Annotated in this window: 28 protein-coding genes; 16 read left to right on the forward strand and 12 right to left on the reverse strand. The window is 56.5% G+C overall.

What is annotated here, in order from left to right; translation table 11 throughout:
• Positions 1–33: 33 nt before the first annotated feature.
• Positions 34–1035: a Gfo/Idh/MocA family protein gene (locus ACT3RT_RS05975; protein ID WP_496202657.1), complete on the reverse strand. Its 1002-nt coding sequence runs from the start codon at positions 1033–1035 to the stop codon at positions 34–36.
• On the reverse strand, positions 1032–1340 hold the full coding sequence (locus ACT3RT_RS05980) for a putative quinol monooxygenase (RefSeq protein ID WP_396132509.1): 309 nt from the start codon (positions 1338–1340) through the stop codon (positions 1032–1034). Before ACT3RT_RS05980 ends, ACT3RT_RS05975 begins: the two co-directional genes overlap by 4 nt.
• A gap of 276 nt (positions 1341–1616) precedes the next feature.
• Between ACT3RT_RS05980 and ACT3RT_RS05985 the strand changes: the two genes are divergently transcribed.
• Positions 1617–2804 carry a NupC/NupG family nucleoside CNT transporter gene (locus ACT3RT_RS05985; RefSeq protein ID WP_496199788.1) on the forward strand — a complete coding sequence of 396 codons (1188 nt, stop codon included), beginning with the start codon at positions 1617–1619 and terminating at the stop codon, positions 2802–2804.
• Positions 2805–2861: 57 nt separating this feature from the next.
• On the opposite strand, the gene ACT3RT_RS05990 is transcribed toward ACT3RT_RS05985, so the two are convergent.
• From ACT3RT_RS05990 to ACT3RT_RS06000, 3 genes are read right to left on the reverse strand one after another with little or no spacing between them, the layout of a single operon-like run.
• Positions 2862–4721: a CocE/NonD family hydrolase gene (locus ACT3RT_RS05990; protein ID WP_496202658.1), complete on the reverse strand. Its 1860-nt coding sequence runs from the start codon at positions 4719–4721 to the stop codon at positions 2862–2864.
• A 19-nt stretch (positions 4722–4740) separates the two neighbouring features.
• On the reverse strand, positions 4741–6153 hold the full coding sequence (locus ACT3RT_RS05995) for a YfcC family protein (protein ID WP_353501787.1): 1413 nt from the start codon (positions 6151–6153) through the stop codon (positions 4741–4743).
• Positions 6146–6940 (reverse strand): IclR family transcriptional regulator, encoded by a 795-nt coding sequence (locus tag ACT3RT_RS06000; RefSeq protein WP_353501786.1) that lies wholly within the window; start codon positions 6938–6940, stop codon positions 6146–6148. The genes ACT3RT_RS05995 and ACT3RT_RS06000 overlap by 8 nt, the downstream gene beginning before the upstream one ends.
• 32 nt (positions 6941–6972) lie before the next feature.
• Between ACT3RT_RS06000 and ACT3RT_RS06005 the strand changes: the two genes are divergently transcribed.
• Both ACT3RT_RS06005 and ACT3RT_RS06010 read left to right on the forward strand, forming a co-directional pair.
• Complete coding sequence (locus tag ACT3RT_RS06005) at positions 6973–7245, forward strand: hypothetical protein (protein WP_485903162.1); 273 nt, start codon at positions 6973–6975, stop codon at positions 7243–7245.
• A 32-nt stretch (positions 7246–7277) separates the two neighbouring features.
• On the forward strand, positions 7278–7949 hold the full coding sequence (locus ACT3RT_RS06010; RefSeq protein WP_485903163.1) for a DUF1345 domain-containing protein: 672 nt from the start codon (positions 7278–7280) through the stop codon (positions 7947–7949).
• 1 nt (position 7950) lies between these two features.
• Here ACT3RT_RS06010 and ACT3RT_RS06015 read toward each other — a convergent pair whose 3' ends face one another.
• Positions 7951–8832: a LysR substrate-binding domain-containing protein gene (locus tag ACT3RT_RS06015; protein WP_396132515.1), complete on the reverse strand. Its 882-nt coding sequence runs from the start codon at positions 8830–8832 to the stop codon at positions 7951–7953.
• A 101-nt stretch (positions 8833–8933) separates the two neighbouring features.
• Between ACT3RT_RS06015 and ACT3RT_RS06020 the strand changes: the two genes are divergently transcribed.
• The 6 genes from ACT3RT_RS06020 (at position 8934) to ACT3RT_RS06045 (ending at position 12044) form a co-directional block, all read left to right on the forward strand.
• On the forward strand, positions 8934–9236 hold the full coding sequence (locus ACT3RT_RS06020; protein WP_485903164.1) for a carboxymuconolactone decarboxylase family protein: 303 nt from the start codon (positions 8934–8936) through the stop codon (positions 9234–9236).
• Positions 9237–9239: 3 nt separating this feature from the next.
• Positions 9240–9623, forward strand: a complete 384-nt coding sequence (locus ACT3RT_RS06025; RefSeq protein WP_485903165.1) for a tautomerase family protein — start codon at positions 9240–9242, stop codon at positions 9621–9623.
• A gap of 38 nt (positions 9624–9661) precedes the next feature.
• On the forward strand, positions 9662–9973 hold the full coding sequence (locus ACT3RT_RS06030) for an ArsR/SmtB family transcription factor (RefSeq protein ID WP_485903166.1): 312 nt from the start codon (positions 9662–9664) through the stop codon (positions 9971–9973).
• A complete protein-coding gene (locus ACT3RT_RS06035; protein ID WP_396132518.1) occupies positions 9973–10302 on the forward strand; it encodes an SRPBCC family protein in 330 nt (109 codons plus the stop codon). The genes ACT3RT_RS06030 and ACT3RT_RS06035 overlap by 1 nt, the downstream gene beginning before the upstream one ends.
• A 24-nt stretch (positions 10303–10326) precedes the next feature.
• Positions 10327–10941 carry an ATP-dependent Clp protease proteolytic subunit gene (locus ACT3RT_RS06040; protein WP_485903167.1) on the forward strand — a complete coding sequence of 205 codons (615 nt, stop codon included), beginning with the start codon at positions 10327–10329 and terminating at the stop codon, positions 10939–10941.
• A 140-nt stretch (positions 10942–11081) separates the two neighbouring features.
• Positions 11082–12044, forward strand: a complete 963-nt coding sequence (locus ACT3RT_RS06045) for a GlxA family transcriptional regulator (RefSeq protein WP_496202659.1) — start codon at positions 11082–11084, stop codon at positions 12042–12044.
• A gap of 81 nt (positions 12045–12125) precedes the next feature.
• Here ACT3RT_RS06045 and ACT3RT_RS06050 read toward each other — a convergent pair whose 3' ends face one another.
• Positions 12126–12812, reverse strand: a complete 687-nt coding sequence (locus ACT3RT_RS06050) for an isochorismatase family protein (protein WP_353501777.1) — start codon at positions 12810–12812, stop codon at positions 12126–12128.
• Positions 12813–13023: 211 nt separating this feature from the next.
• Between ACT3RT_RS06050 and ACT3RT_RS06055 the strand changes: the two genes are divergently transcribed.
• The gene (locus ACT3RT_RS06055) at positions 13024–13920 is read left to right on the forward strand and encodes an oxidoreductase (protein WP_496202660.1); all 897 of its coding nucleotides are present in this window, start codon (positions 13024–13026) and stop codon (positions 13918–13920) included.
• A gap of 4 nt (positions 13921–13924) precedes the next feature.
• Here ACT3RT_RS06055 and ACT3RT_RS06060 read toward each other — a convergent pair whose 3' ends face one another.
• Positions 13925–14806 carry a LysR family transcriptional regulator gene (locus tag ACT3RT_RS06060; protein WP_496202661.1) on the reverse strand — a complete coding sequence of 294 codons (882 nt, stop codon included), beginning with the start codon at positions 14804–14806 and terminating at the stop codon, positions 13925–13927.
• A 104-nt stretch (positions 14807–14910) separates the two neighbouring features.
• Between ACT3RT_RS06060 and budA the strand changes: the two genes are divergently transcribed.
• The 5 genes from budA (at position 14911) to ACT3RT_RS06085 (ending at position 19602) form a co-directional block, all read left to right on the forward strand.
• Entirely contained in the window at positions 14911–15714 is an 804-nt protein-coding gene (gene budA, locus ACT3RT_RS06065) for an acetolactate decarboxylase (protein WP_485903172.1), read from the forward strand.
• 29 nt (positions 15715–15743) lie between these two features.
• Positions 15744–17420 carry an acetolactate synthase AlsS gene (gene alsS, locus ACT3RT_RS06070; RefSeq protein WP_485903173.1) on the forward strand — a complete coding sequence of 559 codons (1677 nt, stop codon included), beginning with the start codon at positions 15744–15746 and terminating at the stop codon, positions 17418–17420.
• Between the two features lie 195 nt (positions 17421–17615).
• Positions 17616–18014, forward strand: a complete 399-nt coding sequence (locus ACT3RT_RS06075) for a RidA family protein (RefSeq protein WP_353501773.1) — start codon at positions 17616–17618, stop codon at positions 18012–18014.
• Positions 18015–18203: 189 nt separating this feature from the next.
• A complete protein-coding gene (locus tag ACT3RT_RS06080) occupies positions 18204–18671 on the forward strand; it encodes a hypothetical protein (protein ID WP_353501772.1) in 468 nt (155 codons plus the stop codon).
• A gap of 139 nt (positions 18672–18810) precedes the next feature.
• The gene (locus ACT3RT_RS06085) at positions 18811–19602 is read left to right on the forward strand and encodes a helix-turn-helix domain-containing protein (protein ID WP_496202662.1); all 792 of its coding nucleotides are present in this window, start codon (positions 18811–18813) and stop codon (positions 19600–19602) included.
• 2 nt (positions 19603–19604) lie between these two features.
• Here ACT3RT_RS06085 and ACT3RT_RS06090 read toward each other — a convergent pair whose 3' ends face one another.
• The 3 genes from ACT3RT_RS06090 to ACT3RT_RS06100 are packed head-to-tail and all read right to left on the reverse strand — an operon-like array spanning position 19605 to position 20906.
• Entirely contained in the window at positions 19605–20165 is a 561-nt protein-coding gene (locus tag ACT3RT_RS06090) for an NADPH-dependent FMN reductase (protein WP_496202663.1), read from the reverse strand.
• 3 nt (positions 20166–20168) lie between these two features.
• The gene (locus ACT3RT_RS06095; RefSeq protein ID WP_154147579.1) at positions 20169–20324 is read right to left on the reverse strand and encodes a XapX domain-containing protein; all 156 of its coding nucleotides are present in this window, start codon (positions 20322–20324) and stop codon (positions 20169–20171) included.
• 3 nt (positions 20325–20327) lie between these two features.
• Complete coding sequence (locus ACT3RT_RS06100; RefSeq protein ID WP_496202664.1) at positions 20328–20906, reverse strand: NADPH-dependent FMN reductase; 579 nt, start codon at positions 20904–20906, stop codon at positions 20328–20330.
• 243 nt (positions 20907–21149) lie between these two features.
• Between ACT3RT_RS06100 and rluF the strand changes: the two genes are divergently transcribed.
• Complete coding sequence (gene rluF, locus ACT3RT_RS06105; protein ID WP_353501768.1) at positions 21150–22019, forward strand: 23S rRNA pseudouridine(2604) synthase RluF; 870 nt, start codon at positions 21150–21152, stop codon at positions 22017–22019.
• A 102-nt stretch (positions 22020–22121) separates the two neighbouring features.
• On the opposite strand, the gene ACT3RT_RS06110 is transcribed toward rluF, so the two are convergent.
• A complete protein-coding gene (locus tag ACT3RT_RS06110; RefSeq protein ID WP_485903177.1) occupies positions 22122–22391 on the reverse strand; it encodes a hypothetical protein in 270 nt (89 codons plus the stop codon).
• Positions 22392–22403 lie beyond the last annotated feature (12 nt).

Below are 22403 nucleotides of genomic sequence, written 5' to 3' on the forward strand. Positions count from 1 at the left end.
GGAGTGCGCCTGAATCATAATTCTTCTTGCCGATCAGCAGACGGTTTTGTTTTCCCACTCGGTCAGCAACTGCATGATTTGGCGGGAGTCCTGCGGGCGAACCGCCGGGCGAGCCAAGGCTTTCTCGCCGTTTTGCAGCGCCTGCCACACCGCGCGCACCTGATAGTGGAAGGCGTCGCCGTCGGCGCTCACCTCATGGCGCTGCTCTTCCCCTTCATACGGCAAAACGCTGATCACGTTGGCCTGCGCCTCTGGCAGCCACGGGTTGGAGATGATTTCCATCCGCCCTTTGCTACCTGCGACCGAAAACGCCCAGAACATACCGTAATCTTCCGCACAGTGCAGCTGCGCCAGCGCGCCGTTGGCGAACTGAATGGTTGCCGCCGTCTCGCCGATGTTGCCGTCACCCAGATTGCGGCGGCCGTGGGCCGTCAGCTCCCACGTCGGGCAGGTGCCATCCGCGCTGGCGCTCTGCATCACTAGATGAATCAGCGACGCCGGGTAGCAGCCGAGGTTGTAGATAGCCCCTTTGCTGCCCGGATTGACAAACTGGGCAATGGACGCGCAGTAGCTGGCGTTAATGGAACGCACCTCGCCCAGCTCGCCGCTGGCAATCACTTCGGCAATTTTGCTGGCGAAAGGATGGGTTAAGTACATCAAGCCTTCGAGGAAGAACACCCCGTTGCTTTCCACAGCGGCAAGGGCGGCGTCGGTGTCCGCCATGGTCACTGACAGCGATTTTTCACACAGAATGGCTTTACCGGCGTTGGCGGCTTTCATCACATATTCATGGTGAATATGGTTTGGCAGGCCGATATACACCACGTCCACGGCGGGGTCGTTAATCAGTGCGTCGTAATTGTCATACTGAGTTGGCGTCGGGTGCTGTTTTAAAAACTCCTCCAGCCCTTTGGGTGAACGCCCCGCTACGGCGTAAAGGGTCGAGCCGTCATGCTTTTCAATGGCTTCGGCCATAATGCCGGAGATAAAGCTGGTGCCCAGCAGGCCCCAGTTCAACGTTTTCGTGTGGCTCATGCGACTGGCTCCTTGACCGGCAATTGGCACAGGGTGGCCTGTACAAACTCAGTCAGACCGGAATGGATAAAGCGCTGTGTATGGGCCTCATCGAAATGGCGCTGCGACGCGGCTTCATCTTCATAGCGTTCCCAGAGAATGATGCGCCGCGAGTCCTGTTTATCCTGCAATGCCATGGCGAATGAACAGCCGGCCTCGCTATTCATGTCGGCGCAAAATTGCTCAATAGCGGCAAGGGCCAGGTTAATATCCACTTCTTCTTTGATGCGGATCTCAGCGTTAACAAAATGTCCTTGTGTAAACATATTTTCCCCGGGGTTTGATAAAGATTGGCAGGTAATGCAAAGAGCGAGATACGGGTAACGCGGCTCTTTATAATAAAAATCAGCTCACCAAAATAGTGCGAATTAATAAAATTCTCACCACTTCAGGGCATTATTTAAAGTAACAGAGTCTGTTTGTTCCTTTTTTGAACGCAATCGATTGCTCATGACAAACATTATGAAAAAATCAGGTGAGTTTTGTGACGTTGCTGCTATAGTGCGCGCTTTAAAACACCACTCACACTCATTGGAGCCTTTATGGCGTCAAATATATTGCATTTCCTTCTGAGCCTTATAATGATATTCGGTATCGGCTGGCTGATAAGCTACAACAAACGCGGTGTTAAATTGCGGTTTGTAGTGCAAATTCTGGTGATTGAAATCGCACTGGCATGGGTGCTGTTATACAGCCAGGCCGGTGTGTACTTGATCTCTGGGCTATCTGGCGTGTTTACTAACTTGATGAGCTACGCTCGCGTCGGTACAGACTTTGTATTTGGCGGTCTGGTGAATGACAACCAGTTCAGCTTCTTCTTATTCGTATTATGCCCAATCATCTTTATTTCCGCGCTGATTGGTATTCTCCAGCATTTACGTATTCTGCCATTAATGATTAAAGGCATCGGCTATCTCTTATCCAAAATTAATGGAATGCCGCGTCTGGAATCCTTTAATGCCGTGAGTTCTTTATTGGTCGGCCAATCAGAAAACTTCATCGCTATTAAAGATATTGTTCCGCACCTTAATGAACGCCGCATGTATACATTATCGGCAACCGCGATCTCTACCGTTTCCATGTCTATTGTGGGTTCTTATATGACCCTGTTGGAACCGCGTTACGTGATGCTGTCGCTTATCCTGAATATGCTTTCGACCTTCGCCGTGTTGCAGGTGGTTAACCCGTATTCTGACGAAGCCGATAATCAAATGCCGAAACTGAACGTGCCGAAACACAGCTTCGTAGAAATGCTGGGCGAGTACATCATGGCCGGTTTCAAAATGGCGATGATCGTTGCCGCGATGCTGGTTGGCTTTAACGCCCTGCTGGCGATGGTTAACGCCATCTTCCTCGGCGGCTTCGGTAAGAGCTTCCAAGACATCATCGGTTATCTGTTCTACCCTGTGGCGTGGTTGACCGGCATCGTGAGCCAAGACTCACTGACCGCTGGCAGCATCATGGGCACCAAAATCGTGGCTAACGAATTTGTTGCTATGTTGCAGATGAAAGACCTGATTGCCCATTTGGAACCCCGCACCGTGGCGATTCTGTCGGTGTTCCTGGTCTCCTTCGCTAACATTTCTACCGTCGGCATCATCGCCGGTGCCGTAAAAAGTATCGAAGAAGTTCAGGGTAACATGGTAGCTCGCGCCGCCTTCCGCCTGCTGGTTGGCGCAACGCTGGTGAGCCTGCTGTCTGCTTCAATCGTGGGTCTGGTTTACCGTTAATCCCCGCGAACTCTCAGGGTGCAGCCGCCACGGCTGCACCCTGCTTCTCCTCCCGCTTTAATTCACTTTCTTCACCGTCAGCTCCAGCCTTGAGGCTCTCCCCGCGCCAACAAATACGCTATTGGTCGCCACCCGTTTTAATCGCGCCTGCCCCTCCGGCTCGCCGCTATTGGGGTTGCAGTCAAAATGCGGGAAGTTGCTGCTGGCGATATCCAGTCGCAGGCGATGGCCAGCGCGGAACAGGTTACAAGTGGCGAAAGGCTCGATGACCACTTCCACCGCCTCGCCCGGCGTCAGCATCTGCTCCTGCTCCCAGCCGTTGCGATAACGGCAGCGAATGATTCCGTCGGTGATATTCATCGCATAGCCCTGCGGGTAGTCCTCCGAGGGCGGGTAGATATCCACCAGTTTGGCGGTGAAATCGGTGTCTGGCGCGTCACTGGCTACCCACAGGTGGACGCGGATCTCCCCCGCCACCAGCAGGTCTTCAGTCAGCGGGCCGGTTTCAAACACCAGAATGTCAGAGCGGGCGCTGAGCGGCAGATTGTCTCCCCGGCTGCCGAAGAACTCCGGCGTTTCCCGCTGGTCAAAAGCGCCCCCCGCAAACACCGGCAGGCCGGAGGTCAGCGCCCCGCCGAGGGTTGGCACCGGGTGGCGCGGGTCCGCCTGATAGCGCAATTCGCCCTGCGCGCTCTCCGGCGGCTGCGACAGCAGGCTGTGGTCGGCATGCAGATACAGCACCTGCTTTTGACTCTCCGCTAGCGGCCATTGCACATCGTGCAGCCACTGGCCGCCGTGAATGAGTCGCCCATTGTCATCTTGCTTGCCACTGCCGCCGCCCATGGAGAAAACAGTAACCTGATGGCCCTCCGGCTGGGCTTCAGCCGGTTTGAGCCAGCGGTCGAACCAGTCGATTCGGCAACTCAGCCAGTCAGTCTCCACATTGGCGTCAAAGGCCGCCGCCTCGCCAAACTCCACGTTGCCGCTATAAGTCACATTACGATCGCCGTGCAGCCACGGCCCCATGATCAGGCGCTGCGGCGCGGTTTTCCCACGGCAAAATGCATTAAAGTTATCCAGCGTGGAGCTGACGTAGGCGTCATACCAGCTCGACATAAACAGCACCGGCATATCCGGGATGTGCTCATAGCTCCCCTCGGCACAAATACCGTTTTGCTGCCAGTATGGCCCGAAGGTGCCCTGCGACCACTGCTCGAACAGATAAGCCTCATACTCCGGCACGTGGCGCAGCGGCGAATGGCCCGGCGTCCACGGCATGGCGGCAAACCAGTCGCGGATATTTTCCTGCTCAAGAGCCTGAAGGATCAGCGGATTTTGCTGCGCCTCGGGGCTTTCTTTTGCCTGTTTGTAGGCCCAGGTGGCCTGTTTTAGCTCGAACGCACCGCCCTGACGAATACCACAGCGATAGGCATTGCTGAACCCGCCGGAGTCCAGCACCATGGTTTTCAGCCCAGGCGGGTTAAGGCAGGCCATCGCCATCTGGGTGTGGGCGGCATAAGATAACCCCATGCTGCCAATCTGCCCATTACACCAAGACTGCTGGAGGATCCACGCCAGCGTGTCGACGCCGTCCGGCCCTTCCGAAGTGTATTTGGTAAATATTCCCTCCGAGCCGTAGCGACCGCGACAATCCTGAAACACCACCGCGTAGCCACGCCGGACCAGCGCCAGCGCCATGGCTTCGCGCGATATCTGCGTACCGTCGCGATTCACCTCCGAGCGCGACTGCCCGCGCTTGTCATAGGGCGTGCGCTCGATGACCACTGGCAGGCGCGCAATCGGCGCATCCGGCAGATAGACATCGGTCGACAGATGCACGCCGTCGCGCATCGCTACCCGGCAATCGGCCAAACGCACCATCCCCTGCCTGACCACTTCAGACTGACTTCTGTTCACAAAACGCTCCTTGTTTTCATTAATAGCCAATCGAAACGGCAAAGGTCAGCATGGCGATGCTCAACAGCATGAAAAAGATAAATAGCGGCAGGATGAATTTCGCCCACTGGGTCCAGCCCACCTGCGCCGAGGCAAGGAAAATCAGCAGCCCGCTGGAAGTTGGGGTGATCATGTTGGTCAGCCCATTACCGAATAAGAACGCCAGCACGGTCGTTTGCGGCGCGACGCCGGAAAGCTGGCCGAGCGGCCCGAGGATCGGCATGGTCACGGCGGCCTGCCCCGAGGTTGAAGGGATCACGATGTCGAGCAGCAGCTGGCAGATAAACATGCCGTAGGCCGAGACATAGGCGCCGTGCTGCCCCACCAGCTGCACCAGATCGTTAATCAGGGTGTCCATCACCTTGCCTTGGCTAAGGACGATTTCCACCGCGGTCGCCAGCCCAATCAGCAATCCGGCAATCAGCACTTTCTTCATGCCGCTGACAAAGGCGTCGGCCGAGGCGCTGGCCCCTAAACCACTCATCGCAGCGAAAATCATGCTCATAAACAGATAGTAAGAGGCCAACTGGGCGTTTTTCCACTGCCACTGGTTGGCGGCGTACACCATGAAAGCGATGCCCACCGTCAGGGTCAGCATCATCAGGGTGTGGCGCGAAGAGAGGCGCGTGGCGGAAAACGCCACCGTGGCGTCCTTCAGCTTGCCGTGTTTGCGAATGGCCCACAGCACGTACAGCACGCCAAAAAACATAAACACGCAGTAAGAGAAGACGCGCATGCTCAGGCCGCTAAAAATTTGCAGGCCGACCAGCGGCTGGGCGATGGAGAGTGCGTAAGGGTTGGTGATCGACGCCAAATAGCCGACTTTTACTGCGATCGCCACAATAGCCAGCCCCAGAATATTCGGCAGCCCGAGGCGATTCATCAGCGCCACCACAATGGGGATCACCAGCAGATACTCCTTGGCTAGCCCCATAAAGGTGCTACCCGCCGAGAAGGCAATCATCAGGAAAGGCACCAGCAGGTAGATATTGCCTTTAGTGACGCTGAGCAGCCTTTCGAGCGACGCCGAGATCGCCCCCGCCTCGTTCAAAATGCCAAACATGCCGCCGATGAACAGCACCATGACAATCAGGCTGGCCTGCTTGATGATGCCAGCCGGGATCGCCAGAAAGCCGTCAATCAGGCTGGCGGGCTGGGCCTGCGCGCTGCTGTCCGCTGCGCCAAGCCCCACCACTTGCCCCAGCGAGAAGCTTTTGTCGATCACCTGATAGGTGCCGGGCAGCACTTTTTTGCCTTCATGCTGAAACTGCCCGGAGTCCAGCACCCAGGTCATCACCACTGCCAGCAGCACGATAAACAGCAGTACCAAAGTTGGATTCATCTGGCGCATTGGCGAGTTCGCCGGTGCAGCCTCTTTTGAGAGATCAGCCATCAATTTCCGCCTTATTGTCATGATAGGAAGCGAGGAGTGGAGCCAGCGGCAGCGAGCCATAGGCCGGACTGCCCAACTGGTGAGAGATCTGCGCCGCGGCGCGATGCAGCGCCTCAATCATCGGCTGCTGATATTGTTCCGCCCGACCGGCGGGGGCGCTAAGACTGAGGGAGGCCGCGCAGCGATTGTGATTATCAAAAACCGGCACGGCGAATGCCCAGACGCCCGTGGTTAATTCGCCCTGTGAACAGCAGAGCTGCCGCTGACGAATATCGGCTAATAAGGCGCGGAGAGCCTCCGGCTGCGGCGACTGCTGCAAAAATTCATCCCGCAGCTCTTCCGGCGCATAGGCCAGCAGCAACTTACCGGAGGCCCCGGCCCCCAGCTTGCGGCGGTTGCCCACCGCGCTGCGCACTTGCAGCACTTGCCGCGAGGTGCGCACGGCGATCTGCACGATTTCACTCCCTTCGCGCAGGCGAATTTGCAGGTTTTCATTCAACTGCTGGCTGAGCTGGTCGAGCACCGGCTCGGCGATTTCCGTCAGGTTAATCTGCCGACGGGCATTGACGCCCAGCACCAGCAGCTGATGCCCCAGCCGGTAAGTCACCGGCTCCCCGGAGCGTTGGACAAAAAACTGGTTTTCCAGCGTGCACAATAGGCGATAGGTGCGCGACTTGGTGAGGCCGCTTTTGCGGGCGATCGCACTCAGCCCTAGCCCCGGGTTTTCCGCCAGCAGGTTAAGCAAACGCAGCGCGCTATCCACGCTAGCCACATTGAATTCCGTCATTAAATTTCCTTTATTATCAATCGGTTCACTAGATGAACCAACGTTTCATTTTAGGAGAAAATGCAGACTTGCATGTTTCTTATGCGCTGACAAGGCAGGGGCATTTGGCGCAAAGCGATTGGGGATGGTGTTTAATAGCAGCAGATAAAAAATGGACAGTTTTTACTTTGGCGGAGAGAGGTAATGACAGGCGAGATGACTGGATTTTGTTCTACGCGAAGATTTTTAACAATTTGTTATCTTTTTCGATCTTTGCGATCCAGAGTGGGCCTAAGGTGAGAAAACCATTTCACGGCTACAGTTAACTTAACTGATTAACCTGAGGTTTTGCCGCGCCATGTCCCTCTTCCCCATAAAGCACTATGTTCATAACCGCCCGCGCCTGCTCTGCGCCATTATCGCGGGAGTGGCGTGCTACTTTTTATTGCCACTATTTGCGGTACATCTGTCTGTTTTTGAACGGTTAATGGTCAGCTGGAATGTGCTGGCGTGGCTCTACCTGATTTTGATTTGGGTACAGATGATGACCGCTAAGCCCGAGCGAATTCGCGAGGTGGCGCAGTCGCAGGATGAGAGCGCCACGCAGGTGCTGACGCTGGTCAGCATCACCTGTCTGGTGAGTATGCTGGTGATTTTTATGGAGCTGAGCACGGTGAAACAGCTCTCCGGCACGGCGAAATCCTTCCATTTAATTCTTACCGTGACCACGCTAATTGTCTCCTGGTCGCTGCTGCCGACGGCCTTTTCGATGCATTACGCCCATCTCTATTACCGGCGCGGCGCGGAGTCCCACAAGGCGCTGCTATTTCCGGATAAAATCGACAAGCCGGAATATTGGGATTTCCTCTACTTCTCTTTCACGCTGGCGGTGGCCTGCCAGACTGCCGATGTCGCCACCGGTAATACCGAAGTCCGGCGCATTACGCTGATCCAGTCGGTGCTGGCATTTGTGTTTAATCTGGCGGTGCTGGGGCTGTCGGTAAACGTTGCGGCGGGGTTAATGAGCTAGCTCACAGCTGCCGCTCCAGCTCCAGTAATAGCAATTGCTTTAGTTGTTCCACCACTGCCGGGGGCTTCGGCTGGCGTTGGATCAGGCCGATGCCCATGGAAGGCAGCGCGGGCAGCTGGGCGCTGAGGTTTGACGTCAGCGAGTGCGGCACGCCAATGGCCGAGCGCACGGTGATCCCCAGCCCGGCATTCACCGCCGCCCATATCCCGCCCAGGCTCTGGCTGACAAAGGCCACCCGCCACGCAATGCCCGCCGCGTCCAGCGCGTCGGTGGCGCATTTGCGAAACAGGCACGGTGAGTCGAACATCACCAGCGGCACCGGATCGCCGCGCTGGATAAAGTCGCTGAGGGGGAAATCCGGGGTGGAGATCCAGCGCAGCGGCAATCTTTTCAACGGCATAAACGCATTGTGCGGCGGCTGCTGGCACCAGATCAGCGCCAAATCCATCTCGCCGCTTTCCGTCGCTTCTATCAGCACCTGATTGCGGGCGATATGCGCCGTCACCTGCACGCCGTCGTGGGCTTTGGCGAACTGCCCGAGCACCGGCGGAATTAAGCTTTCACCAAAATCCTCCTGCAAGCCGAGCTGCACGCTGCCCTGCAATAACGCACCCCGCAGCGACATCAGGGCTTCATCATTGACCGCCAAAAGTCGTTTGGCGTAGCCCATCAGCCGCTCACCGCTGGGTGTCAGCACCAAGTGACGCCCCTGCTTTTTCACCAGTTGCGCCTGACACTGCTGCTCGAGCTTTTTGACGTGCACGCTCACCGCCGAGGTGGATCGGTGCAGGCGCGCGGCGGCCTGAGCAAAGCTGCCGCACTCAATTCCCACCACAAAACTGCGCAGCGCGTCGAGGTCCAGCGTTGAGGTAATAGGCGTCATAACACTCCCGATTTTATGGACATTTTATTGCGAATATTTCGATTTTATAAACCTTATACCCGAGCAACAATCCTCCTGTCACCACTTATCAGGAGTTACCCATGTCCCAGCCTTTAAATCGAGAAACCCTGCAACGGGTTGCCCCAAAACTGTCCGAACTCACTCGCGACGTGCTGTTTGGTGATATCTGGCAACGCCCGGATTTAACACCCCGCGACCGGAGTTTGATCACGCTGGCGACGCTCACCGCCCTTGGCCGCAGCGGGCAGATCCCCTGGCATATTGATTTTGCGCTGAGCAACGGCGTCGAGCGCCAAGAGATGGTCGAACTGTTCACCCATTTGGCGTTTTACGCCGGATGGCCCGCCGCCGTGGCCGCCCTTGAATGCTTGCCGCAGGAGTAAATCATGCCGATTTCGCGTATTACCTTTCACCAAGCCAGCTATAGCGCAGAGCAAATGGCGCAGGTTTCCGAGATATTGCATCAAACGCTGGTGGAGGCCTTTGCGGTTCCCGCCGATGACCGTTTTCAGGTGCTAGAACCCAAAGCGCCGGGCGAACTGGTGTATGACCCGCACTATCTGGCGCAGGGCCGGACCCCGCGTTTTCTGCTGTTTTCAATTCTTGGCGGCAAGCCGCGCAGCAACGCGCAGAAAGCCGAATTCTACCAGCTGCTGACCGACAGGCTAGTTGCGGCCCTGGCAATCAGCCCGTCAGACGTGATGGTGACGGTGCAATTCAATAGCCTCGATGACTGGTGTTTTGCTGAAGGAAAAATAGCCTCGGCCTAAAACTTGCGCAACACATAAGTATCTACTAATGTGTTCATATGAATGAAAATGACATCTTTAAAGCGCTGGCGGACCCCACCCGCCGCGCCATCTTCGACAAACTGGTGGCGGGCAGTATGAATGCCAGCGCCCTGCGCGAAGGTTTGCCCATCAGCCAGTCCGCCATGTCGCAGCATCTGGCGGTGCTGCGTAACGCCCATCTGATCCGCGAAGAAAAACAGGGAAGATTTGTGAATTACGACGTCGACCCGGATGGCGTCGCCCTTATCGCGCAATGGCTGGCGAAGTACCGCGCCTTCTGGCCTGAGCGTATCGACAGTCTTAAAACCTTGTTGAAGGACATGGAATAATGACGCAAAAATCGCCCCCACGGCTTGAGCTGGAATACCGGCTCGACGCCCCGCCGGAGAAGGTCTGGCGGGCCATCAGCACCCCCACTTTGCGCCAGCAGTGGCTGCCGAATAGCCTGCTCGCCAGCGCCGAACCGCTGAGCGCCACGCCCAACCAAGAGCTGCGTTTACGCATGCGCGACGACCAGCCGCCGTACCTCGAAAGCACTGTGCTGTTTCAGATTCGGCCTGACCACGGCGACGGCAGCGTGCTGAAGATTGTTCACACCCTAGATGATGTCAGAACTGCCGCCAACGATGCCGACGCCCTGCTGATGTGCGCCGCCTAACCACATGTAAACTTTGGAGGTTTTATGCCAGACGCGATGCAACTTATCCCGATGGTGGTGGAGCAATCCAGCACCGGCGAGCGCTCTTTCGACATCTATTCGCGTCTGCTGCGTGAAAGGATCATCTTTCTCAATGGCGAAGTAAATGACGGCATGGCGATTTTAATCTGCGCGCAAATGCTGTTTTTAGAGGCAGAAAACCCTCAGCGGCCGATTAATCTCTACATCAATTCCCCCGGCGGGTCAGTGACCAGCGGATTGGCGATTTACGACACCATGCGCTTTATTCAGGCACCGGTTCACACGCTGTGTATGGGCACGGCGGGGTCGATGGGGTCATTCTTGCTGATGGCCGGAGAGCCGGGGCATCGCCTTGCCTTGCCTAATGCCTCCGTGGTGGTACATCAGCCGTCGGGCGGATTTCAGGGGCAAGCCACGGATATTTTCATCCACGCGCAGAACATGCAGCGAACCAAAAGCTTGATGATTAAGCTCTATGCCGAGCACTGCGGGCGCACCACCGAAGAGGTCGAGCGAGCGCTGGATCGCGATAACTTTATGACCGCCGAGCAGGCGGCCGAATGGGGATTGATTGACCGCGTGCTGCACCATCGCCAGCCCGCGGAGAATCTGCTTTAAGTGCTCTTTGCCGGGTTCTGTGTAGGACAAAAATGATAATTGTCAGCGAGGGCCCAAACGTGTTGACAACCTTTCTCGAACCTCCTAAAACCTGATTAGCTGTCGAGCTTGGTGCCGATTCAGCAGGCACAGGAGGACTTATGTCCGCGATTAAAATCGGAATTGTAGTATTTAACGACATCATCCCTTTCCACCTCTCCGTGCCTTGCGCCGTGTTTGAAAAGGCAGTGGATGCCAAGGGTAAGCCTTTGTATCAACTGTTTGTTTGTGGCATAGAGTCCGGCCCGTTGCGCACCAACACCGGCTTTTCCATCGTAGCGGATCATCCGCTACATAAGCTGGAAGAGGCGGATATGGTGATTGTGCCGAGCTGGAGTCAGCCGGAGGTTTTGCCGCCACAAGAGCTGATTGATGCCCTGCTTCGCGCCCACCAGCGCGGTGCCAAAGTGGTCGGCTTATGCATGGGGGCTTTTGTTCTGGCAGCGGCGGGGTTACTCGATGGCCGCCCGGCCACCACCCACTGGAACTGGATGAACGATTTTATGCGTCTCTACCCGTCGCTGAAGGTGGACCAAAACGTACTTTATGTAGATGACGGCGACATTGTGACCTCCGCAGGCACCTCGGCCAGCATTGACTGCTGTCTGCATCTGGTTCGCCAGCAGTGTGGCGCGGACATTGCCAACTCGGTGGCACGCCAGTTGGTGGTTCCGCCCCACCGTCAGGGCGGACAGGCGCAGTTTGTTGAGCAGCCGGTGTATAACACGGCGGGCGGCGACCGCTTTATGCAGGCTTTGAACTGGGCCTCTTCCCACCTGCAACAGGCATTGACCGTAGAGCAACTGGCAGACAAAGCCTTGATGAGCCGCCGCAGCTTCACCCGCCGTTTTCAGCAGGTCACTGGCACCACTTTCACCCAATGGCTGTTAAACCAGCGCCTTTCCGTCGCCCAACGCTTTCTGGAAAAAACGGACCAGCCGGTTGAACGCATCGCGCAAGAATCAGGTTTCGGCTCTGCTCTTTCCATGCGTCGCCACTTCCAGCAGCAATTTAAAACCTCGCCTTCACTGTATCGCCGGGAATTTAAAACGCTGGGAGAATAACGCGGTTGGAATGTCGCCAATAAAAATCCCGCCACGGCTGATATCACCGGGCGGGAATAGTGGATGCAGGCTTAGTGTGAATTAGTGAACCGGCAGTTCCAGCACGGCGTCGGTAGTTTTGATTTCGGCAAACACGTCAGCTACGCCCGCCAGTGCTGCGCGTTGCAGCGTTGCGTGATCTACCACCTTGTTATCCCACGTCGCCAGGTCACGGGTTGCAGTGGCGTCTTCTGGAATAATCACTTCATAGTCCAATGGCACGGCGTCGCGCGCCGTGGAAGAGACGCACATGTGGGTCATCAAACCGGTGACCAGCAGCTTCTTGATCCCCAGCTTTTTCAGCTGTTTATCCAAGTCAGTCCCGACGAAGGAGCTTGGCGTGGCTTTGGTGATTACGTGGTCAACGCTGGTCGGTTGCAGGTCTTTGTGGAACTCAGCAAATTTACTGCCTTCGGCGAACAGCGGGCCATTGGCTGGGCCAAGGTGGCGGACGAAGAACACTGGCATTTTGTGGTCATGGGCGAATTTCACCAGACGCTGGGTGTTTTTTAGGGCTTTCATACCATCAGGAATCGGCATTTTCCCGCTGAAATATTCGTTTTGGAAGTCGATCACAATCAGCGCCGTGGCGTTGGCTTCAAGAGAAGTCGTCGCCTGCGCGCCGGACATGGTGCGAATAGTCGGAGCCTGTGCCGCCGTGGTGGCAAACGCCAAACTAGAAGCTGACATAGATAACGCCAGTACGCTGCATGCAAATAACTTTTTCATTGAATTTCATCCTAATCATTGGTCGACAGAAGACATTTCCCGTCGCAATTTGTGGGATGCATTGTGCGACTCGCCGCACTTTTCAGACAGTCACCGGGGTCACCAAAAGCAGTCATATTGGGCCAAAATAGGCATGGGAAAGTGTCATATAAGATGTTTATTATGTTAGCAGGCGCTAAACCGCAGTCACCTAACAGGCAGGAAGATAATCATGAACAGCTTTGATTCCCCACGTATTGCGCTGATTGGCCCCGGGGCAATTGGCACTACTATCGCCGCCGTGATGCACGAAGTCGGGCGTACTCCGGCGATTTATGGCCGCACGCCCCATCCGCACCTTGAGTTGCGCTTCGACGGCGGCGAGATCCGCGTGCCGGGGCCGATAAAGGTGGATGTTCCACAGTTGGGTAAGCCTTACGATCTGGTTTTTGTGGCGGTGAAAACCACCCAGATTGACGCCATAGCCCCCTGGTTGTCCGCACTCTGTGGCCCGCAAACGGTGGTCTGCGCCCTGCAAAACGGTGTTGAACAGCAAACCCTGCTTTCCCCTTATCTTGCCGGAGGGCCAGTGCTGCCTTCGGTGGTATGGTTCCCCGCCCAGCGCGAAGCCGACGCGTCAGTATGGCTGCGCAGCAAGCCGCGCCTCACCCTGCCCGACATGCCCGCCGCTCAGCGTGTTATTCAGGCACTCGAGGGGACGAGGTGTTCAGTTGAAGTCGAGGCTGACTTCATTTCGGTGGCGTGGCGCAAGCTGTTGCAGAACGCCGTCGCCGGGCTGATGGTGTTGACCGGCCGCCGAGCGGGGATGTTCTCTCGCAGCGATATCACCGACCTGTCGCTGGCCTACCTGCGCGAATGCCTGCTCGTGGCGCGCGCCGAAGGAGCAACGCTGGGGGATGATGTCCCACAGCAGATCATCGCGGGCTTCCATCAAGCCCCCGCGGATCTGGGTACATCGATTCTCGCCGACCGACAGGCGGGACGGCAGCTTGAATGGGATATTCGCAACGGCGGGGTGCAGCGCTATGGCCGCAAACACGGCATTGCCACCCCAATCAGCGACTTAGTGGTGCCGTTGTTGGCCGCCGCCAGCGACGGCCCCGGCTGATAAGCTATTTATTTTCCAGCAGTTTAAGAAAGCGCAGCACCGCCTTGGCGTTGTCATTGCGTCGCCACGCCAGCGCCACCTGCGTGGTCAACGGCGGGCCGGTCAGCGGCAGGAAGCTGACATTCTCGTCGTCGATTTTCCCCAGCGACGCGGGCACCACCGCGTAGCCAAAACCGGTCGCAACCATGCTGATTGCCGACGTCACCTGAGGTGACTGCTGGCCCAGCTTCGGCGTGAACCCGGCTTCATTGCAGGCGGCAATCACTGAGTCATACAGGCTCGGCGAGATGTCGCGTGGGAAGGTGATCAGGGTTTCATCTTTCAGCGATTCAAGGCTGATATTGCCCCCCTGCGCCAGCGGATGGGCGTGCGGCAAGGCCACCACCATCTGCTCGAAATCAATCACCCGCGTGGCAAAATCTTTGCTGCGCTCACACGGCAGGCGAATAAACGCCACGTCAATCGCGCCGTCCGCCAGCGCGGTCATCAGCGCCGACATCTCCTTCTCCTGCGGCAACAGCTCCATTGCCGGATAGCTGTCGCGGAAACGATGCAGCAGCGCAAACACCTGCGGGTTAAACGCCGTGGAGCTGGCAAAACCAATGCGTAACGTTCCGCTAACACCTCGCGCCACGCTGCGCGCCCTTTCCAGCGCCACATCGGTCAGCTTGAGGATGTTTACCGCGTCGTCATACAGGGTCTTCCCCGCCTCGGTCAGCTCAATACTGCGTGTTAATCGCCGCAGCAGCGGCGCGCCAATTTCATGCTCAAGCCGTTGAATTTGCTGGCTAAGCGGCGGCTGTGAGATCCCAAGTTGCTCGGCCGCGCGGGTGAAGTTCCCGGTTTCAGCCACCGTCACGAAATAACGCAGATGACGAAGTTCCATATCAAAAACGTCTCAAAGTGAACATTCCATCATATTGGAACTCCCTGCTGAATGGAGTCAACCTTTAGTTAACAACGCTAACCATTTTCAACCGGAGCGACACCATGACAGCCCACAAACTTCACCGCCACGACGACCACAGCGACTGCTCTTGCGTGGCGGATATCACGCGTAGCGCCCTGCAACTCCAGCAGCAGCATCCTGAGCGCGTCATCTACCAGTCCTCGATGATGAGCGCCCTGCTGAGCGGCGTTTATGAAGGCAACACCACCATGGCTGACCTGCTGAAACATGGCGATTTCGGCCTCGGCACTTTCAACCATCTTGACGGCGAGCTGATCGCCTTTAACAGCAACATCTTCCAACTGCGCGGCGACGGTACGGCGCGACGGGCGCAGCCGGATCAGAAAACCCCGTTTGCCGTGATGACATTCTTCAACCCGACTAATGAGTACCACCTCGACAAGCCCCACAGCCGCGACGAAATTCACCAGATCATTGATGAAGTGATTGCCAGCAATAACACCTTCTGCGCCCTGCGCATTGACGGAGTGTTTAGCCGCGTGGACACCCGCACCGTGCCGGAACAGCACCGTCCGTACAAGCCGATGCTGGAAGCCATTGAGGCCCAGCCGACCTTCCATATTGAGAATTCCGCAGGGGTGCTGATTGGCTTCCTCACGCCGGAATATATGCAAGGCATTAACGTCGCCGGTTACCACGAGCACTTTATTAATCGCGAGCGCAGCAGCGGCGGCCACGTGCTGGATTATCAGTTGGAAAGCGGCGTCTTAACCTTCGGCACGGTAGACAAATTGCTGATCGACTTCCCGACAGACAGTGACTTTATGCAGGCCGACCTCAGCCCTGAAAACCTCGATGACGCCATTCGCACCGTTGAAAGCTAATCCACAACATCCTCTCAGGAGCAGTAATCATGAAAAATTCAGACAGCAAAAATGCGTGGAACTGTGGCGCGGATTTGGTGGTAGCCCAGCTTGAACAGCAGGGCGTGAAGCACGTGTTTGGTATTCCCGGCGCGAAAATCGACCGGGTCTTTGACTCGCTGGTTGACTCCTCGATCGTGACCATTCCGGTGCGCCACGAGGCTAACGCCGCCTTTATGGCCGGGGCCGTCGGCCGCCTAACCAGTAAAGCGGGCGTGGCGCTGGTCACCTCGGGGCCCGGCTGCTCAAACCTGATCACCGGCGTGGCGACCGCCACTTCAGAAGGCGATCCGCTGGTGGCCATTGGCGGCGCGGTAAAACGCGCCGACCATGTGAAACAGGTGCACCAGACCATGGACACGGTGTCGATGTTCCGCCCGGTGACCAAGTTCGCCGCTGAAGTGACTTCGTCATCTGCCCTGTCCGAAGTGCTGGCGAACGGCTTTCGCGCCGCCGAATTTGGCCGCCCCGGCGCTTCCTTTATCAGCCTGCCGATGGACATTATCAATGAACCGGCGCAGGGACGTTTGCTGAGTTCACAGCCGCCAACTCTCGGCAGCGCGCCGCACGACGCGATCCGCCAAGTCTCCGCCTGCTTGAAAAAAGCCAAAAGGCCGGTGCTGCTGCTCGGCCTGATGGCTAGCCAGCCGCGCAATGCACAAGCCATTCGCCGCTTCCTCAACAAAAGCGACCTGCCAGTCACCAGCACCTATCAGGCGGCGGGCGTGATTGAACAGGCGCACTTCCATCGTTTTGCCGGACGCGTCGGCTTGTTCAACAATCAGGCCGGTGACCGCCTGCTGCGCAATGCTGATCTGGTGATCACCGTCGGCTACAGCCCGGTGGAGTATGAACCGGCGCAATGGAGTAACGGCACGGCGGAGCTAGTGCATATCGACGTGGTGCCTGCCGAGACGGACAGCGATTACACGCCGGATGTTGAACTGGTGGGCGACATCGCCGACACGCTGGACCTGCTGACCGAGCAGGTCCACCAGCAGTTTACCCTCAGCACCGAGACACTTTCGATTCTCGACGACCGCCGCCAACAGCGCGAACTGCTGGCGCAGAAAGGCCGCAGCCTGAACCAGTTCGCTATTCATCCTCTTCGTTTGGTGCGCGCGATGCAGGACATCGTCAACAGCGACGTCACCCTGTGCGTGGATATGGGCAGTTTCCACATCTGGATCGCCCGCTATCTGTACAGTTTCCGGGCGCGTCAGGTGCTGATTTCCAACGGACAGCAAACCATGGGCGTGGCACTGCCGTGGGCGATTGGCGCTGCGCTGGTGGAGCCCGGCCGCAAAGTGGTGTCGGTGTCCGGCGATGGCGGCTTTATGCAGTCGAGCATGGAGCTGGAAACCGCGGTGCGGCTCGACGTGAATCTGCTGCACATCATCTGGGTGGATGATTGCTACAACATGGTGGCGATTCAGGAAGAGAAGAAATACCAGCGCACCTCCGGCGTAAAATTCGGGCCAATAGACTTTAAAGCCTATGCCGAAGCCTTCGGCGCTAAGGGTTTTGCCGTCACTTCGTCCGACACCCTCGAAAGCACCCTGCGCGCCGCCATGGACGTGCAAGGCCCGGCGGTGGTCGCCGTGCCGGTGGATTACAGCGACAACGCCCTGCTGATGGGGCAATTAAATATGGGTGAAATGTTCTAGCGAAGCGTGCACTGCCCCGAACGCCCTTTTCAACAAGGGCGTTATTTCCCCCTTTTCGGTATTCGTTAGCAGGCTACTTTAGCTCTTTATGACAATCCGCCTCTCTCCCTATCTCCTTCTGCTAAAGGTATGATAATCCTCAGGCGATGGGCATTTGCCCATGTAAATTTCTATCCTAATTAGGAGATTTCCGTCGTGTCAGACAGACAAATCATCACGCCCCCGGCGATGCAAGCGTTAGCAGAGAGAGCCGGTTACGCCCCAGCGGTGCTGGTCGGCAATACCCTTTATTGCGCTGGTCAGGTTGGCCGTACGGCAGATTTGCAAGTGATCAGCGATCCTGAAACACAGTTCACCGCCTGCTGGGAGAACCTGCGTACCGTGCTGGAACAGGCGGGATGCACCTTCGACGACGTGGTGGAGATGACAACTTATCACGTTGATATGAAACAACATATGGACGTTTTCCGCCGGGTCAAAGACCGTCTTTTCCCTCGCGGGAAATGCGCATGGACCTGCATCGGCGTCACCGAGTTGGCTCATCCGGGCTTACTGGTTGAAGTGAAATGTATCGCGGTGAAGCGCCCGGCCTGAGCGCTTTAGAAAATTAGCCTTAGGGGAGTCTGGCTGAAACGTTGGGCTTTCCCCTTAAATCAGTAAGTCGCCATTTATTATTGCTGACAATAGAATCCTCCGAGTTCCCCGTCGCTGCATTCATCTCTTTCTCCCGATCGGGTATATTGCTACTTAGATCACAAAATCCTTAGAGGAAAATGCCGCGCTATGATTCATCGTTTCACCCTCGCCGCCGTTGCGGCTGCTTTTGCGCTTACCGGTTGTGCAAAACACGCCCCAGCCGAGCCAGCACCTGACTTTACCTCAGGCCCGACGCGCGTCACCGTGACCCACGTTCCGGCTAAAACTGACGATGGCACCAAAGTATTTGTCACCGTAGACGGCAGCGATGCCGGTGCACTGGCGATTGGTGAAAGCATGGAAGTCCACCTGCCAGCCGGTAAGCACCAAGTGGGCGGCTATGCCCGTTCGCTGATTGGCCGCGTGACCATTCCATCGGTAGAAGTCACCACGTCGCCGGATGATGAGAAGTATGTCGGTTACTCGGTTGCCACCTCCAAGCCAGCCTTCTCCGAGCTAAGCACCCCGCCGACCAAACAGGCCGTGGCCGAGCCACAACCTCAGGACCCGCAAGGCCCTAAAATCACCGACATCACGCAGGACCCGCAGGCTTAACCCGCCCTTCCTCGCGCCTGATATTAAGGTATCAGGCGCAGGCACTTCCCCTCTTCTATGTGCCCTTTATGGACAAGGTAGTTTTTGTTGCTGATCGAGCTATTATTACTGGCTAACTCATTAGCCCACCGAATCCACTATGCCCACCACCCCATCCTCATTACCTCTTAGTGCCCGTTTAATTGTCCATCCTGCCGGTGGCGGTGTGCCGACGCATCAACACCATAGCGGGCAATTGACGGTGGTGCTGGGCGGGACAATGCGCGTCACGGCGGATAAAGGTTGGTGGCTGGCCCCGCCGGGACTTGCCGTATGGGTGCCACCACAGACGCCGCACGCCGCGTCTTACAGTGAAACGTCCTCGCTGATAAATGTTAACTTCCCGCCGCAGATTGCCCAGCGCCTGCCCGCCGAGTGTCGGGCTTTGGCGGTCTCTGATTTGCTGCGTGAACTGGCCCGCGAGGCGGTAAGGCTGGAGGATGAGCAGGAGAAAAATGCGGAGCGCGTGGCGCAATCGTTGGGGCTGATTGCCGAACTGATGGTGTTACAGCTGGTGCGCCCCGTCGCCACGCCCGGCCTGTTTGTGCCTCACGGGCAGGACCGACGCTTGCGCAAGGCGATTGCTATTTTGCATCAGGAACCGGGGGCGGATTTGAGCATTGAGGCGCTGGCCGCACGGGTGAACAGCAGTGAACGCACCCTCTCCCGGCTGTTTGTCGCCGAGACGGGGATGACTTTCCGCCGCTGGCGCGAGCATATGCGCCTGGTGACCTCTATCGATAAGCTGGCTCGCGGTCATACCATCACCGCCACCGCGCTGGAGCTGGGCTATTTCAGCGCCAGCAGCTTCACCACCCTGTTCACCCGCGTGCTGGGCGTGCCGCCGCGACGCTATATGTCTTTAATGCGCGAACAGTCGGAAGAGGCCTAGAGTTAACGGCTTGCGTGAGTGAGCGAAAGTGCCTCTTTTAGCGCGTCAACCAGCCGTGGAAGATAAGGACTCAGCCCTTTGGCCGCCTGAGCAATCGCGCCATCCTCAGCGAACTCCAGCTCGGAGAGTTTAATCTCAATGCCCGCACTCAGCGGCTGCATGTGAATACCTTCCAATACTTGCTTTAACTGAGTTGCGGCCTTACCGCCGCCGCGATTGGCGTAGCTGATCATCAGGGCTGGTTTGCCTTTCCACTCATGATAAAGGTGGTCAATGGCGTTTTTCAGCGCCGCCGGATAGCCCCAATTGTATTGCGGGAAGACAAAAACCATCATCTGCCCTTGGCTGATTTTCTCACTCCAGCGCAGCGTATGCGGCTGAAGATATTGGCCGGAAGAAGGCATAAACGGCTCGTCGTCCATCGGCAGCGGCCACTGCGCCAAGTCGATAATTTCTGCGCGACACTCTTCGCCTGCGGCTATCACGCTGTCATGCACCCACTGGGCGATTTGCGGGCCAATACGGCCTTCTCGAACACTGCCAATAACGATCTGTATTTTCATTGGTTACCTTACGATTAGCCGAAATAGCACGCTGCCCATAAACACCCCGAACGCGCCGATAATGCCGGTTAGCGTGGGCGGTGCAGGCAAAGGCACGCGCAGCCATGAGAACAGCAGGCCGACAAACAGGCCCGCGCCGAGCGCCAGCAGCATCTGCATCACTTAGCCCCCAGCCTGATTTAACTGGGCCGACGCGGCCTGCGCCTTGTCGATAAACCGCGCCATTTGCTGGCGGATAAACTCGACGCTGCGCGGGTCAATCAGGCGATTATCTTCGACCTTCTCCCCGATGTGCGGGATGGCAATTTCACCCATCGGCACAAAGTTACAGTGCATGGATGCCAAGGTTTCGCGCAGCTGATATTGCGCACGCACGCCGCCCAGCGCCCCCGGCGAATGAGTCATAAAGAACACATATTTGTGTAGCATCGGGCTGTTAAAAGCCGGGCGTGAGAGCCAGTCCAGCGTGTTTTTCAGCACGCCTGGCATACCGTGGTTAAACTCCGGCGTGACGATAAACACCGCGTTGGACTCACTGACCGTCGCGCGGGCATTCACCACGGATTCCGGCAAGGCGTGGCGCTCAAGATCTTCGTTGTAATGCGGCAGTGCGCCGATATCGATATTGTGCAGCGAGCCGCCTGCGGGCAGTTGTTCCGCCAGCGTATTCATAATCATGTGAGAAAAAGAGCCTGCGCGCAGACTTCCGGCAATCCCCGCCACTTTCAAAGTTGTGTTCATGTTCACTCCGGTCAAGGCATCTACCCAGATGGTAAGTTGATGACTGAAGTTTATAAGCAATAAATATTAGTTTCTTTCGCCAATCCGCCAATGTGTTTTTCCTGATTGCCAATCGTCTGCCTATTGCCTCATCAAGGCAGCTTTGCGCGCCATTTCAACCCGTTGATCCCCTGCACGATTCGCCGCAAACAGGCTTCGCAAGCTAACTCGCATAATGTATAGTCCGCGTTTTACGGAGAAACCATGCTGACTAACTCATCTATTCGTCTTAACAAATACATTAGCGAGAGCGGCATCTGTTCTCGCCGTGACGCCGATCGCTACATTGAGCAAGGCAACGTTTTTATCAACGGTAAGCGCGCCGCCGTTGGCGCTCAGGTATTTGCCGGTGACGTTGTGAAGGTTAACGGTCAGCTTATCGAGCCGCGCGATGAAGAAGATTTAGTGCTAATCGCGCTGAATAAGCCGGTGGGCATTATCACCACGATGGAAGAAGGCGAGCGCGACAACATCAGTGATTTCGTCAATCACAGCAAGCGCGTCTTTCCGATTGGCCGTCTGGACAAAGACTCGCAGGGGCTGATTTTCCTGACCAACCACGGGGATCTGGTCAACAAAATTCTGCGTGCTGGCAACAATCATGAGAAAGAGTACGTGGTGACCGTGAATAAGCCGGTGACCGACGAATTCATTCAGGGCATGAGCGCCGGTGTGCCGATGCTCGGCACCGTGACCAAGAAATGCAAAGTGAAGCAGGAAGCCCCTTTTGTCTTCCGCATTACGCTGGTTCAGGGGCTTAACCGCCAGATCCGTCGCATGTGTAAACACTTTGGTTATGAAGTCACCAAGCTTGAGCGCACGCGCATCATGAACGTCAATCTGAAGGGAATTCCGCTGGGTGAATGGCGTGACCTGACCGACGACGAGCTGATCGAGCTGTTCAAGCTTATTGAAAACTCTTCTTCAGAAGATAAACCGGCGAAGAAACCTCAGTCCAAGCCAGCGGCCAAAAAACCGACTATCAGCAAACCTAAAGTGGCCGAAAAACCCGACGGCAACGCGGCCTCCCGCAAGCGATTTGCCCAACCGGGGCGCAAGAAAAAGGGCCGTTAAGCCCTTTTCATTTTCATTTCTCACTGCTCACTTTCCCACTCTCTGCCCGCCGCTCAGGCGGGCGAAGCAATAAGCCTTCTTCTCCTGCCGGAGAAAAATCAGTCAGGCAACATGCTGTCCCATCTCATTGGCCCAGGCGGTAAGTTGCTCTTTAGAGATGACTTTAATCTGAGTAGGTTCTTTCGGATTATCCGACGTCGTTAAATAAACCAAACAAGGGAAAAATTTAGGGCATAGTCGCTCTGCTTCCGGCAGGAAATCAAATTCATACGAAATTGGCGAGTAAATGTCGCGCAACGCGGTTTCTGATGAATAATAAAACTCCTCAATCAGCCATGTTCTGAACTCGGTCACATCATTGATTAATTTCATGCAGCTACCATT

The sequence above is a fragment of the Ewingella sp. AOP9-I1-14 genome (assembly GCF_052375995.1).
GTDB classification, from domain to species: domain Bacteria; phylum Pseudomonadota; class Gammaproteobacteria; order Enterobacterales; family Enterobacteriaceae; genus Ewingella; species Ewingella allii.